The sequence below is a fragment of the Mesorhizobium sp. P3_A2 genome (genome assembly GCF_056403115.1).
In genome coordinates this window covers 31,365-45,232 of the sequence record NZ_JBFUGC010000018.1, presented here as the reverse complement: position 1 = coordinate 45,232, position 13,868 = coordinate 31,365, and the positions used below count along the sequence as shown (strand labels likewise).

Sequence of the window (13,868 nt, the reverse complement as noted above, 5' to 3'; positions counted from 1 at the left end):
CATATGCGATTCCCCTGCCGTGAACGGGGAGAAGGAAGGAAGCTCACGCATTCCAAAGCCCCTTCTTCTTCATCTCCTCCATCTCACGACCCGCGCGTTCACGCAGCCGCGCGTCGCGCAGCAGCTTCTCCACCGCGGCGTCGTCGGATTTGTCGGAATAGCGGAACTCGGAATCGGCGTAGCGGTTGATCTCCTGCATGACCATGTCCATCGAGAACGGTCCGCGCAGTTCCTCGATCATGGCTTTCTTCTCGTCATAGCCCTTGTGCATGAAGGCTTCCGGCTTCTCGAACCAGTCATCGGGCAGTTCGATATCCATGGCGCGCATCTTGATGGCGTCGGTGACGTTCTTGATGGCGCGGCCGGTGAAGCGCGGTTCGGCATCCTTGATCAGGTGCAGATAGGTGCCGATGTCGGCCATCGATTTCGGCGCGCCATTCTCTTTCATGTAGCGCTCATAGACCTTCATCAGCCCGTCTTCCTGCGGCTTTTCATGCTCCTCATAGGCTTCGGTCACGGCGCGCTGGATTTCCTGCGCGGCGTAGAGCTTGTGGTCGCCGAGCGGGATCTTGTGGTTCTTGCCGGCAAGCAGCACGAAGATGTCGATGTAGTCGTCACGGCTCTGCGGGCCGTCGACCAGCCAGCGGGCGCCGGCGCGCTGGCGCAGCGCGTCGTCGACATTTTCGGGATAGTTGGAAAACATGCCGAAGGAGCAGTTGCCGCGCACCACCGTGCCGGCACCGGCAAAGGCATCCATCAAGACGCCGGTGATTTCCTGCTGGCCTGCCGAGGCGCGGTCGTCGGAGCGGCGCGCCGCCACCTGGTCGATATCGTCGATGGTGCCGAAACCGATGACGCGCGGGTTCAAGACATTGTTGATGAACTGGCGGCAGTTCTGGCCGGATTTGCCCTGGTAGGACGAGATCTGGTCGACGCCGAAATTCTCGTAGGCGAAGGGATAGCCGGCGACTTGGCAGTAGCCGTTGACCAGGCCCGCGATCATCTGGATCAGCGTTGTCTTGCCGGTGCCCGGCGCACCGTCGCCGATGAAGGTGAAGAGGAAGCCGCCGAGCTCGACGAAAGGATTCAGCTCGCGCTCGAAATCATAGGCCATCAGCATCTTGGCGAGCTTGACCGACTGGTATTTGGCGATGTGGTTGCCGACGACCTCTTCCGGCTTCTTGAAGGTCATCACCAGCGGCTTGGAGCGCTTGCCCGGCGCGACGTCGAAGCCGTCCAGGGTGAAATCGTCAGTGTCGATGCGGATATGAGCGTTCTCGAACGGGCCGATCCCATCGAAGCGGCCTTTGCGGGCCAAGAGCCCGTCAATGGCGACGCGGGCGAAAGCGCGTGCCCGCGTCGTCAGATCGCCATCATCCTTGGAGCCCGCAATCGCCTTGTCGAGACCGGCGACGATCGACTTCACCGCGTCCTGCGGTGTGTCGAACAGGAAGTCGGGTTCGGGGATGTCGTTGGGCGCCTCGCCGTCGCTGTCGATGAGCTGGAATAGATAGGAGGCAAGGCTGAAGGCCGAAATGTAAGCCGAAGCTGACAGAAGCTTCTTGAAGGTGGCGGCTTCGTCACCTTCGAGCGGCGCGCGGGTGTTCTTGGCCTGCAGGCTTTCAAGGTCTGAGCCCTCAGCAAAAACGTCGGAGATGGCGAGCGCAATCGCCAGGCCACGCCGAGCGCGAAACAACAGAGTGTGCTGTGGGATGCTCATCAGTTGGTCGTCGGGATGAATGGCGGCGACGGTCTTGGTCAGCTCGACCTCGCGGGTGCGGCGCACCGAGCCGACAGAGACAGTCGAGACGAAGCGGCGATTGGTGCCCGCAAGCGCGGTGCCGGATTCGCGCGAAAGGTCTTCCAGCACGACGACGCGGGTGATGAAGCTCTGCGCCGTGGCGCGGTGCTTTTCGATCGCGGCTTCCGGGATGGTGGTCAGGCCGGTGTCCATGAAGGATGCTCCGTGGTGTGACGGTCAGACGTCTGAGATGACCTGCCCGTTGGACAGGATGTGGACCTTGTAGCCGGAAAAGATCTTCTGTGCCTCGCCGGCGGCGTAGAGTGCCTGATAGGCTTCGTGCGGGATCAGGGCGTGGTTTTCGTAGCTCGAAACGCCCTGGCGCGCGGCTTCGAGATCGTCGGTGTTGATGAAGAATTCCTGCGTCGTCTTCTCGCTGGAAAACAGGCCCTTGCGGCCGGGTTTCTCTCCTTTGGAGTAGACCTCCTGGATGGTCCAGGTGAGCAGCCAGGCATTTTCGGGCTTGCGCACCTTGGCCAGCACCTCGGTCACGGTCGAATTGTTGTCGGTAATCCCTGCGGAATAGAAGGGGCCAAGCACGACGCGGCGCAATTGCTTGGGGTGCAGCGGCTCGAAATCCTTGTCGAGATTGACCGCAATCGTTGCCGGCGACAGCGTGTAGGCGGAATTCTTTTCGGTGAAATCGTCGAAACGGTGGGCAAGCTCGGGGTTGAGCAGGCCGTCGACGGGCAGCGGGATGTCAACCTGTTCGTTGAGCTTGCCGTTGCTGTCGACGAGCTGGCGGATCATGGCTTCGGAGGAATCCTCCACCGTCACCATATAGACCAGCGGCAGGTTGGCGCTGCCGTCGAACGTCGCCCAGTGGACGAGATAATAGGGCCGGAAGGTCTTTGGGTTGACCGAAACTTTGGCGGTCTGCGCCAGCGAGAACGGCCCGAAGGTCTGCTCGCTCTTGACGTCCTCAAGATAGAGCCGCTCGGCCATCGACTTCTGCAGTGCCTCGGGGAATTCCTTGTGGCGCAGGATGAAGTCGGCCATTTCCTCGCGCAATTCGCCGGCGAGCGGGATGTTGGCCAGTCGCGCATCGGCCTGGCGGCGATCGTTTTCCAGTTCGAGCAGGTTCTGGAAGACGGGATAGCCGCTGTCGGCGCGCGAAATGCGGAACGTGTCCATGAAGCCGAGCCGGTTGCGCCAGCAGGAGAACGATTTGTCCAGCCGGGCAATGTATTCGGCAACGATCTTGGCGACGATGCCGTGCCGGTAGAGCGGCGAGCGGTCGTCGCGCATGAACACTTCAAGGCCGCTGAGTGCGGCGGTGATGGCGGAAAAATAGCGCGCCGCCGCTTCGTTTTCGGGAGTCATGCCGGGTGTGCTCGCGTGCAGCCGCTCCTTACGACTGCACGTAGTTGGCCGAATTGTGCGTCTTCATCACGTCGTCGAAACGGCGGGCGAAGGCATCGTCGGCGAGCTTCTTGCGGCGCTGGATGTCGGCGCTGGCGACCATGTTCTTCTCGTGCATTTCGAGGAGATCGCCAATGTGCTTTTGTGAGGCGGCACCAATGCCGGCCATGGTCTCTTCGGCGGTGTTGTCGACCTGGCTGCCCAGCGTGTTGATCTTGTGGGCGACGTCCTGCTGGGCGGCGGTCTTCAAAGAATCTTCCAGCGCCTTGTAAAGCACGATGCGCTGTTCGGTATCGATGGTCAGCTTGTTGATCAGCGTCGACTGCGCCGCAATCTGGTTGTTGAGCGAATCGACGAAAGTCTGGAACATCGAGGTGTAGCGCTCCAGGGTCTGGCTCTCGGCCAGCAATTCCTGCTCCTTGGCCTGCTTTTCATTGTACTCGGTGGCCAGTTTCGAGCGCTCGCCCTCAAGCTGCGTGCGCTCCTTCTGGCTGGTCGAGGCCGCGATCTTGTTCTCGATGTCGAGCAACAGCGGGTTGACCTCCTCGATGCGTTTTTGCACCGCTTCGAGGTTGGCCATGGTGGTCTTGCGGCGCTCGATCACCTGCGACAAGCTGGCTTCGGAGGTCTTGTAGCGCTGGTCGAGGACCTCTTTTTGCGCCTTCAGGATGCCGACGATGGTGTCGGACTTGACCAGAAGCTCCTGCAGATTGCCGGCCAGCGACATGTTGCGGACACGGTCGGTGCGCATGCGCTGCTTGCGTTGCGCGGAGAAGACGCCGACGAAACTTTCCCAGCCGGTGTAATTCTTCATGCTTTCGAATTCGGTGCCGAAGACGTTGGTGGCGTCTTCCAGGCCGATGATCAGGTCGGCAATGTTGCCTTCCATCACCTTCTGCTGCTTCAGCACATCCTCGATGCGGGCGTTCTCGATGTCGAAATTGGCGTCGCCGATCTTCTTGTCGGCGGTGGCCAAAGTATCAAGCACGGTGCCGGACTGCTCTATCTTGGTGCGCATGTCCTGAACGACCTGCCTGGTCTTGGCAATTTCGGCATCGAAATTCTGCAATGTCGCCATAGGGGCCTCCCGCTTCGGCTTCCGGTCGCTGGCTGCGAACAGCGGCGAATATATGTGGGGCATCCGGGGATTGAAAGACGCAAGACAAGACCCGCCCCGAAAACAAAAAAATCCGTCATCGTCTTGAAAGTCAATGAAGGCGGGGTCATGGCGTGAATAACCAGCCGGCCGAGCATTGTTCAACTGTCATTGAACTTTGACGCCGGCAAAGCAGCCGATCTCATGTGCTGGAATTCGACAGAGAACTCAATCGGTTGTAGGGCGCGAGACAGCTGGCCAAAGCCATCGCCATCACGTACGCATCCAGCCGTTCAGGGCTTCGGATCGGCCTTCAGATAGGCGATGACGTTGGCAATGTCCTCGTCGCTGGTCAGGCCGGAGAAGGCCATCTTGTTGCCGGGTACTTTCAGCTTGGGGGCGCTGAGATAGGCCTTGAGGTTGGCTTCGTCCCAGACGAGGCCGCCGGCGCCGGCATCCTTCATGGCTTGCGAATAGTTGAAATTTTTGGCTGTGCCGGCCGTACGGCCGACGATACCAAGGAGATGCGGGCCAATCTTGTCGCGGTCGGTTGCCGCCTCGTGACAAGCCATGCATCTGAAGAAAACCTTCTTGCCCAGCGCAGCATCGCCGTCGGCTTGCGCGGCCGCGATACCGGCTAAGTAAATTACAAGTGCTGACGAAATGGCTCTAAGCATGGCGGTCCCCGGCTGGCTCTGGCTGCGGGCAAAATAGGCTGCAGGCCTTAACAAACGCCGCATGGTAGCTGGATTGCAAGGTGGGTCCTATTCCTTTGGGTGGGGCGAGATCGCCGCAACTGCCTGCCGGATCGCTTTTTCAATTGCTGCCGATGAGTGGTTGTCGCGCACGAAGGTGCGGCCGGTTTCCACCATCTCGGCTGCCGCTTGCGGGCGTGTCGCGAGATCGACGATTTTCGACGCCAGTTCGCCGGCATCGTTGCTCGACAGGAAATGCCTGCCCGCCTGCAGGCCGAGCCCTTCGACGGCCTTCTCGGTGGCGCAGACGACCAGGCCCGCCGCCATCGCCTCGAGCACCTTGATGCGGGTTCCGCCGCCGAAGCGCAGCGGGATCGGCGCGTAGCCGGCACGACCAAGCAATTCCGGCAGATGCGGCGGGTTCTCGATCAACTGCAGACCATGCTTGGTGCATAAACCACGCACGACGTCGCGCGGGTTCCTGCCGGCGACGGTGATCGACCAGGGCCGGCCGGAGGCGGTGAGGCGCGGCACCATCCTGCGGCCGATTTGCTTGACGGCGTCGATGTTGGGGAAATAGCCGAGATGGCCGATGAAGCACAGGCTGAGCTCACGGTACCGCTCGGGGCCAATCGGCAGGGAAAGCACAGTCTCGTCCGGAATGGGGTTGGCGATGAGCCTGACGTCGCCGACGGGGCCGAGAGCGGACAGCAGCGCCCCGTCGGTCCGCGAGCAGACCCAGACCTGATCGGCCATGGCAGCCACACGCCTGTCGGCGTCGCGTGCCTCTGCCTTCTTGCGCCTGTTTTGGCGCCAGCCTCGAATTTGCTGCCACAGCGTCAGGCCGGCGATGCGGTCGGCCACCGTCCGGGAATCGATGTTGTGCTGGTCAAGGACGGTGCGTGCGCGATGCTTCGGCGCCAGTGTCAGCAGCTGCGACAGTGAGATCTCCTCGATCACCACGAGATCGGGCGAGAATTCTCTCCAGATTGCGTCGGCTTCAGCCAGTTCGTCGTCCGGCATCATATGCACGGTCGGGTGAGGGCTGCGCCTGCTCCAGAGACCTCTGCCGCGCGCCGCCTCGATGATCCGGTGACGGATATTCGGCGGTGGAGAAGGCGCCGGGGCGCCAGTTAGGCTTACCGTCAGAACCTCGCCCATCGTTGCCAGGGCGCGCGCATTGGCGGCGTTCCTGATCTCGGCGCCTGACACAGGCGGAAACGGGCAATCGACTGTGAACTGGAGAATTCTCATGTTGCCCCGGCCGCTCAGCCCCTGGTGAAGCCGATGAAGTCGTCGGGCGCGGCGCGGCCCATTTCCTCTTCCCAGTGGCGGCGGCAGAGCGAGACATAGACGTCCTTGCCGATCGCCACCTGTTCGCCTTGCCGCGCCACCTTGCCGTCAGGGCCGAGACGCACGACCATCGTCGCCTTGCGGCCGCAGCGACAGATGGTGCGCACTTCGCGCAGGTCGTCGGCGATCGCCAGAAGCGCGCGCGAACCCGAAAACAGATTTCCCTGGAAATCCGTGCGCAGGCCGTAGCACATGACCGGGATGTTCAGCCGGTCAGCGATACGGGCAAGCTGCCAGACCTGCTCTTCCTCGAGGAACTGCGCCTCGTCGACGAAGATGCAATGCACGGTCGTGTGTTCATGATGCTCGGCAACGCGAGCGTAGAGATCGTCGCCATCGCGGAACATCTCGGCCTCGGTCTCCAGGCCGATGCGCGACGAGATCAGCCCGGTATCGCCCTTGCGATAGTGGCCGGCCACGAACAGCATCGTCGTCATGCCGCGTTCGCGATAATTGTAGGACGCCTGCAGCAGCATCGTCGTCTTGCCGGCGTTCATCGTCGCATAGTGGAAGTAAAGCTTGGCCATGCCGTCCTTTTAAGCCGAGTTGTCCTGCCGCGGGGAGGGGGCACTGCTGCATTTCACTGGAAAAGCCGTCTGCCATCGAAAAAGCGGCAGGCGTGTCGCTGTTTGGCCAGCCCGCGCCGTTGATCGTGATTGCCTTAGCGCTTGAAACCACACCAGAATGGTGTTTGGCTGACGAAACAAGGCGGGCAAAGAAACCGTAACTACGCTTCGCCAAAGAATCACAATGGGAGACTATCAATGTCGCGTATGAACACCTTCGTCGCCGGCCTCGGTCTGGCGACTTTCCTGTCCACAAGTGCTGCCCTCGCCGGCGATCCGGAGAGCTGCAAGACGGTGCGCCTTTCCGATGTCGGCTGGACCGACATCCAGGCGACGACCGGCGTCGCTTCGGTGCTGCTCACCGCGCTCGGCTATGAGCCGCAGACGATCCAGCTTTCAGTGCCGGTGACCATGGCGTCGCTGAAGAACAAGGATCTCGACGTCTTCCTCGGCAACTGGATGCCGTCGATGACCAACGACATCAAGGACTATACCGCCGACGGTTCGGTCGAGACGATCAGCACCAACCTGACCGGCGCCGGCTACGGCATCGTCGTGCCGACCTATGTCGCCGACGCCGGCGTCAAGTCGCTGACCGACATCGGCAAGTTCAAGGACAAGTTCAACGGCAAAATCTATGGCATCGAGGCCGGCAATGACGGCAACCGCATCATTCTCGACATGATCAAGAACCCGAAGGACAATCTCGAAGGCTTCGAACTGGTCGAATCCTCGGAAGCCGGCATGCTGACGCAGGCCGAACAGTCGATGAAGAACAATGAGTGGATCGCCTTCCTCGGCTGGACGCCGCATCCGGTGATGGGCGCCATGAAGATCACCTATCTCGACGGCATGGGCGACAGCGGCTTCGGCGCCGCCACCGTCTACACCAATGTGCGCAAGGGCTACACTACCGAATGCCCGAATGCCGGCAAGTTCATCGCCAACCTGAAGTTCAATCTCGACATGGAAGGCGAGATGATGGACGCGATCCTGAAAGGCGGCGACGCCAACACGGTCGCAGCCGACTGGCTGAAGAAGCACCCTGACGCGGTTGCGCCGTGGATTGCCGGCGTCACCACCTTCGATGGCGGCGATGCGGCCGCAGCGGTCAAGACCGCGCTCGGAAGCTGAGCCGACTGAATTCGGCAAAGCCGAACCAGGAAGGGCAGCCATTTTAGAAAAGGCTGCCCTTTTTCATATCCTGTGAGAAGATGACGTAACGACAGCAGAGGCCGGGGGCAGGCGGTCTCGCGCATGAGAGGGGCGATATGGATCCGATTTCGAAATTCATGGTCGATCACAAGATACCGATCGGCGCCTGGGGAAAGGCCTTCTTCGGGTTCCTCACCGACAATTTCGACACTGTGTTCAGGGCTTTTTCGAACGGCCTCAATTTTCTGCTCGACGGACTGGTCGGCATCCTTTTGATGGTGCCGCCCGTGCTGCTGGCGCTGGTCATTGCCATCATTGCCTGGCTGCTGCAGCGCTCACGGCCGCTGGCCATCGGCGTCTTTCTCGGCCTGATCTTCATCATCAACCAGAACCTCTGGAAGCAGACGGTGCAGACGCTTGTGCTGGTCGTGGCCGCCGCCGCCATGGCGATGGCCATCGGCGTGCCGCTCGGCATCTGGGCCGCGCACAAGCCAAAGGTCTACCGCGTCATGCTTCCGGTGCTCGACCTGATGCAGACGCTGCCGACCTTCGTTTACCTGATCCCGGTCTTGACCCTGTTCGGCCTTGGCAATGCGCCTGGCCTCATCGTCACCATCATCTTCGTCATCCCGACCGCGGTGCGGCTCACCCATCTCGGCGTCGTCTCGGTGCCGAAGTCGATCATCGAGGCGGGTGAGGCGTTTGGCGCCACCAAGCAGCAGCTGCTGTGGAAGGTCGAACTGCCGTCGGCGCTGCCGACCATCATGGCCGGCCTGACGCAGTCGATCATGCTGTCGCTGTCGATGGTGGTGTTCGCAGCGCTGATCGGCGCCGGCGGCCTCGGTACTGAAATAAACCGCGCGCTCGGCTCGCGCCGCATCGACCTCGGCCTTGAAGCCGGCCTGGCGATCGTCGTGCTCGCCATCGTGCTCGACCGGATGACGCGTATCGGCGTTGGAGGCAAGAAATGACCGTCGCAGTCGATTTCAAGAACGTCGATATCGTCTTCGGCGCCGATCAGGCCGGTTCGCTGGCACTGATCGACGGCGGCGCCACGCGCGCCGAAATCCTCGAAAAAACCGGCAATGTGCTGGGTTGCGCCGGCGCGAGCCTGACCGTGCACGAGGGCGAGATCTCGGTGCTGATGGGCCTGTCCGGCTCAGGCAAGTCGACGCTGCTCCGGGCCGTCAACCGGCTCAACGTGGTGTCGCGCGGCCAGGTGCTGGTCAAGGACGGCGACAACATCGTCGATGTCGTGACCTGCGATCAGGCGACGTTGCGGCGGCTGCGCCAGAAACAAGTGGCTATGGTGTTCCAGCAGTTCGGCCTGCTGCCATGGCGCACGGTCGAGGAAAACGTCGGCCTAGGCCTCGAACTCGCGGGCGTGCCGGACGCAGAGCGCAAGGAGCGCGTGCACAAGCAGCTCAAGCTGGTCAATCTCGACCAGTGGTCGAAAAAATACGCGCATGAACTGTCCGGCGGCATGCAGCAGCGCGTCGGCCTGGCACGCGCCTTTGCCACCGAGGCGCCGATCCTGCTGATGGACGAGCCGTTCTCGGCGCTCGATCCGCTGATCCGCACCAAGCTGCAGGACGAATTGCTGCAGCTGCAGGCGGAGCTGAAGAAGACCATCATCTTCGTCAGCCATGATCTCGAAGAGGCGCTGAAGATCGGCAGCCACATCACCATCATGGAGGGCGGCCGCATCGTGCAGACCGGCGCGCCGGAAGACATCGTGCTGCGGCCCGCCAACGACTATGTCCGCGACTTCATCGCCAATGTGAACCCGTTGTCGGTGCTGACCGCCTGGAACGTTATGCGCGACCGTCGCGATCTCGAGCACGGCGACAACGGCTGGGTGTGGCTCGACCGGCGCAAGACGACGCGCTTCAAGATCGACGATCACGGGCTGGTGGCGGCGGCTGAACGCGACGGCAAGCCGGCAGTGTGGGTATCGTGCGTCGATGTCGAGGCCCAGCCGGAGGAGACGGCGCAGGTATTCTGGGCCACTCCGGGCACCTCGCTGAAGACGGTGATGCTGGCCATGCACCGTTCGCAGACGGCGCCGGTGGCGCTGTTCGACGACCAGTCGCGCTTTGTCGGCGCGATCGGCATACGTGACGTGCTGAGCGCGGTGCTGCGCAGATAGGGAGACGCGGTCCTTCGGGACCATCGAGGACAAGGCGCTTTTGCAGCGGATCTGGAATTGGTCGTCTAAACCGCGGGCGGCGCAAGCAGCGCTCGGGCTGATGCTTGTGATTGCGGCGCGGGCGATCCTGGAGTTCTTCAGGATCGGCGGGGCCGCCGGCACACCGCTGAGCGCGGAGCAGGTCTTCTACATAAAAGGCGGGCTTGCGGCGATTGTTGCCGCATTGGCCGTTCTTGTCTTGCACGCATTGGGACGGCACGGCTGGGCGACGCTGTTGTGCGCTGCGGCAATCGTCGCCATGCTGGCATGGAAGATCGCCGTCATTTCCTGAGCAGGCTACCAGGAGGACCCGCGCCTCCTTCAGTTCAGCCCGATGTGTTTGGCGCCGAGCCTGAACAGGGCCGTTGCATTCGGGTCGAAGCGGAAAGTGTCGATGAAGTCGTCGGCGCGGTAGTCCGGAAGCGTCTTGCGGATGGCGGCGGCGAAGGTTTTGGCCTCGTCCAGCCGTCCGGCCAGCGCCAGGCAGTGGGCGGCGATCGACAGGATGATAATGTGGGCGTTGGGGCGTGCGGCCGCCTTCAGCGCCCATTCGGCTGCCTCGTCGAACTGGCCGAGGCGGACATGGGCCATGGCGCGTGCCCCCATCATGCCGAACAGCATCGGGTCGAACGGCGACAGATGGCGCGAATGATCCGACGACCCGATGGCCGCTTGCGGGTCGCCCGACTGCGACTGGACGAAGGAAAGCGCATAGTGGCCAAGCGCGAAATTGGGACTGAGGTCGACGGCTCTTTCCAGTTCAAGCAGGGATTGGTCGCCCTCGCCGCGCAGCCATAGCGCCCGGCCCATCGCCCAATGCGCGGCCGGATTGTGATCGTCGACCAGAAGGCTCTGGCCGGCCGCCTCAAAGGCGAGCGCGCTGTCCCGGTCGCGGTTGCCCCAGCGCTGGAAAGCACTTTGCCAATGGGTGAAGGACAGGCCGGCATAGGCGCGGGTGAAGGTGGGGTCCTGGCTCAGGGCGATGTCGAAGAAATGCCTGGCCTGATCGTTTTCGCTGCGGGTGAAGCGATACATGTGCCAGAGACCGCGATGGTAAGCCTCCCAGGCATTGAGTGAATTGGGCGCCTTCAGCATGGCGCGGTTGCGCTCGACCGTCTCGATCTCGGATGAGATCGACGCCACGATGCTGTTGCCGATATCGTCGAGCACGGAGAAGATGTCATCGGGCTTGCGCTCGAACGTCTCGGCCCAGACGATCCTGGCCGTGCGTACCTCGACCAGTTCGACGGTGACGATGACGCGGCCTGCCAGGCTGCGCACGGTGCCGGTGGCAACATAGTCGACATTCAGCCTGCGGCCGGCATCCTCCGGCGCGATGTTTTTCTCGGCCAGCGCAAAGACCGAGCCACGGGCAATGACGAAGAAATCCCTGAGCTTGGCCAGGCGGGTGATGATGTCGTGGGTGAAGCCATCGGCCAGCCCGCCACGAATGCCACTGCCGGCGTCTTCGGCGAACGGCATCACGGCAAGCGAAGCCTTGTGCGGTGTCGTTGGCTCGGTACCGGCAAGTATGATGGGCGCCTGGTTCGGCGTGGGTGGGGCAGCCGGCTGTGCCGGCACAGTCGCGCAGGGCCGTTCCGCGCGAATGGTCAGCCACGCCTGGCGCACGGGAGCGAAATCCAGCTCTTCGGATCGGAAGAGCGCTGCTGCCGCGGCAAGGTGGTCCTCGCAGGCGCCGAACTGGCCGCGCCGCGCCAGCCTCGTCAGAAGCGCGATGTGGGCGCAGCTGTCGAACGGGGTCAGTTCCAGCCATTTTTCGAGATGGGCGGAGATGTCATCGGAATCGGCCGGGAGCGTCTTGACCAGATGTTCCAGGATGGCCGCGTGGCAGGAGCCGAATCGGCGACGCTGCGCGGTCAACCAATTGTTGAAGAGTGGGTTGCGGTCGATCTCCAGCCCCTCAAGGAAATCGCCGACGAAGAGCTTCGACAGGGCCTGCAGACGCTCGGTACCAAGCTTTTCGATTTCCGCAGCAGCCGCTGACGCGACATCCAACGCGTCGACGCAAATGCCATCGAGATCAAGCGCGATCGTATCATCAGCGGTTTGGATCCTGCGGCGGTCCGGTTCGTCGAGAGCGGCCCGCAATTTGCTCAGACACCAGCGTAGCTCGCCCCTGGGATCATTTGGAACATCCCACAGCAATTCGCAGAGCTTTCCACGTCCGACCGCGTGGGGCGCCAGCGCGAGATAGGCGAGCAGCGCGCGCAGTTTGCGCGATGCCGGCAAAGCCACCGGGATGCCGTCGCGCACAATCGTCAGTGGCCCGAAAAGCCGCACGAAAAGCCTTTTGTGGCTGCTCTCCAGGCTCGATTCCACGTCCGTTTCCACGCCTGCTCCCACGCCGGCACGCCGACCCTTGCTTTATCACCGACCCCGACAAAGTGCACCGGCTCGCAAAATTTGCACGCCGAATGTGGTGTTTACCACATTTCCGCACGTCAAAGACCTGTAGTGCGGCAAGGTGTCGAAATCTCGTCGCCCAAACTGCCGGTGTGTAACCGGCCCGTGAGCAAAACCAGGAGTTATCCATGTTGCATCGGCAGAAAATCAGAACCACGGCCGGCCGCGGCCGCCTGTTCGATAGCATTCTCGACACGGTCGGCGACACGCCGGTCATCCGTGTCAACAACCTCGGCCCTGCGCACGCCACCATCTACGTCAAGGCCGAGTTCTTCAATCCGGCTGCGTCGGTCAAGGACCGGCTGGCGCTCAACATCATCGAGGAAGGCGAGCGCACCGGCGCGCTCAAGCCGGGGCAGACCGTCATCGAGGCGACCAGCGGCAACACTGGCATCGGCCTTGCCATGGTCTGTGCGCAGAAGGGCTATCCGCTGGTGGTGACGATGGCCGACAGTTTTTCCGTCGAGCGCCGCAAGCTGATGCGCATGCTGGGCGCCAAGGTGGTGCTGACGCCACGCGCCGAAAAAGGCTTCGGCATGTACAAGAAGGCGGTCGAACTGGCCGAAGCCAATGGCTGGTTCCTGGCCCGCCAGTTCGAAACCAGGGCCAACGCTGACATTCACGAAGCAACGACGGGGCGCGAGATCGTCAACGATTTCGCCGGCTCGCGGCTCGACTATTTCGTCACCGGCTATGGCACCGGCGGAACTGTTGCCGGCGTGGCGCGTGTGCTGCGCCGCGAGCGGCCCGAGACCAGGATCGTGCTGACCGAGCCCGCCAACGCGCAGCTTGTCGGCAGCGGCAAGCCGCAGGTGCGCGGCGCAGGCGGCGCGCCGGCTGCCAGTCATCCGGCCTTCGAGCCGCACCCGATCCAGGGCTGGACGCCGGACTTCATCCCGAACGTCCTGCAGGAAGCGATCGATGGCAACTTCTATGACGAGGTGATGCCGATCGCCGGGCCTGAGGGCATGAAATGGGCCAAGGCGCTGGCGCAGCAGGAGGGCATCTTCACTGGCATTTCCGGCGGCTCGGCTTTCGCCGTGGCGCGCCAGATCGCCGGTACTGCGCCTGCCGGTTCTGTGATCCTGTGCATGCTTCCCGATACCGGCGAACGCTACATGACGACGCCGCTGTTCGATGGCATCGAGGCCGAGATGAATGCGGAAGAGCTTGCTCTCTCGCGCTCGACGCCTGGTTGCCAGTTCCCGGCATGATGGCGCGTGAGCAA

At 62.4% G+C, this 13,868-nt stretch carries 12 protein-coding genes; 5 read left to right on the top strand and 7 right to left on the bottom strand.

The window, feature by feature from the left end:
- Positions 1-43: 43 nt before the first annotated feature.
- The 6 genes from AC1DXM_RS29375 to AC1DXM_RS29350 all read right to left on the bottom strand — a co-directional run bounded on the left by AC1DXM_RS29375 (position 44) and on the right by AC1DXM_RS29350 (position 6,834).
- The gene (locus AC1DXM_RS29375) at positions 44-1,954 is read right to left on the bottom strand and encodes an ATP-binding protein (RefSeq protein ID WP_477238672.1); all 1,911 of its coding nucleotides are present in this window, start codon (positions 1,952-1,954) and stop codon (positions 44-46) included.
- A 24-nt stretch (positions 1,955-1,978) separates the two neighbouring features.
- On the bottom strand, positions 1,979-3,124 hold the full coding sequence (locus tag AC1DXM_RS29370; RefSeq protein WP_181061309.1) for a hypothetical protein: 1,146 nt from the start codon (positions 3,122-3,124) through the stop codon (positions 1,979-1,981).
- Positions 3,125-3,152: 28 nt separating this feature from the next.
- A complete protein-coding gene (locus AC1DXM_RS29365) occupies positions 3,153-4,241 on the bottom strand; it encodes a hypothetical protein (protein ID WP_477238670.1) in 1,089 nt (362 codons plus the stop codon).
- Between the two features lie 311 nt (positions 4,242-4,552).
- The gene (locus AC1DXM_RS29360; RefSeq protein WP_477238668.1) at positions 4,553-4,936 is read right to left on the bottom strand and encodes a c-type cytochrome; all 384 of its coding nucleotides are present in this window, start codon (positions 4,934-4,936) and stop codon (positions 4,553-4,555) included.
- 87 nt (positions 4,937-5,023) lie between these two features.
- Positions 5,024-6,208 carry a glycosyltransferase gene (locus AC1DXM_RS29355; protein ID WP_477238666.1) on the bottom strand — a complete coding sequence of 395 codons (1,185 nt, stop codon included), beginning with the start codon at positions 6,206-6,208 and terminating at the stop codon, positions 5,024-5,026.
- 14 nt (positions 6,209-6,222) lie between these two features.
- Complete coding sequence (locus tag AC1DXM_RS29350) at positions 6,223-6,834, bottom strand: thymidine kinase (protein WP_112561118.1); 612 nt, start codon at positions 6,832-6,834, stop codon at positions 6,223-6,225.
- Between the two features lie 237 nt (positions 6,835-7,071).
- On the opposite strand from AC1DXM_RS29350, the gene AC1DXM_RS29345 reads away from it, so the two are divergent.
- From AC1DXM_RS29345 to AC1DXM_RS29330, 4 genes are all read left to right on the top strand, one after another.
- Positions 7,072-8,007: a choline ABC transporter substrate-binding protein gene (locus AC1DXM_RS29345; protein WP_454577246.1), complete on the top strand. Its 936-nt coding sequence runs from the start codon at positions 7,072-7,074 to the stop codon at positions 8,005-8,007.
- Between the two features lie 137 nt (positions 8,008-8,144).
- Entirely contained in the window at positions 8,145-8,999 is an 855-nt protein-coding gene (gene choW / locus AC1DXM_RS29340; RefSeq protein WP_477238664.1) for a choline ABC transporter permease subunit, read from the top strand.
- Entirely contained in the window at positions 8,996-10,177 is a 1,182-nt protein-coding gene (gene choV / locus AC1DXM_RS29335) for a choline ABC transporter ATP-binding protein (RefSeq protein ID WP_477238662.1), read from the top strand. The genes choW and choV overlap by 4 nt, the downstream gene beginning before the upstream one ends.
- A gap of 100 nt (positions 10,178-10,277) precedes the next feature.
- Entirely contained in the window at positions 10,278-10,508 is a 231-nt protein-coding gene (locus AC1DXM_RS29330) for a hypothetical protein (protein WP_477238660.1), read from the top strand.
- Positions 10,509-10,537: 29 nt separating this feature from the next.
- Here the strand turns inward: AC1DXM_RS29330 and AC1DXM_RS29325 are convergent, their stop codons facing one another.
- Complete coding sequence (locus AC1DXM_RS29325) at positions 10,538-12,568, bottom strand: transcriptional regulator (RefSeq protein WP_477238658.1); 2,031 nt, start codon at positions 12,566-12,568, stop codon at positions 10,538-10,540.
- A 200-nt stretch (positions 12,569-12,768) separates the two neighbouring features.
- On the opposite strand from AC1DXM_RS29325, the gene AC1DXM_RS29320 reads away from it, so the two are divergent.
- The gene (locus AC1DXM_RS29320; RefSeq protein WP_477238656.1) at positions 12,769-13,854 is read left to right on the top strand and encodes a PLP-dependent cysteine synthase family protein; all 1,086 of its coding nucleotides are present in this window, start codon (positions 12,769-12,771) and stop codon (positions 13,852-13,854) included.
- Positions 13,855-13,868: the final 14 nt, after the last annotated feature.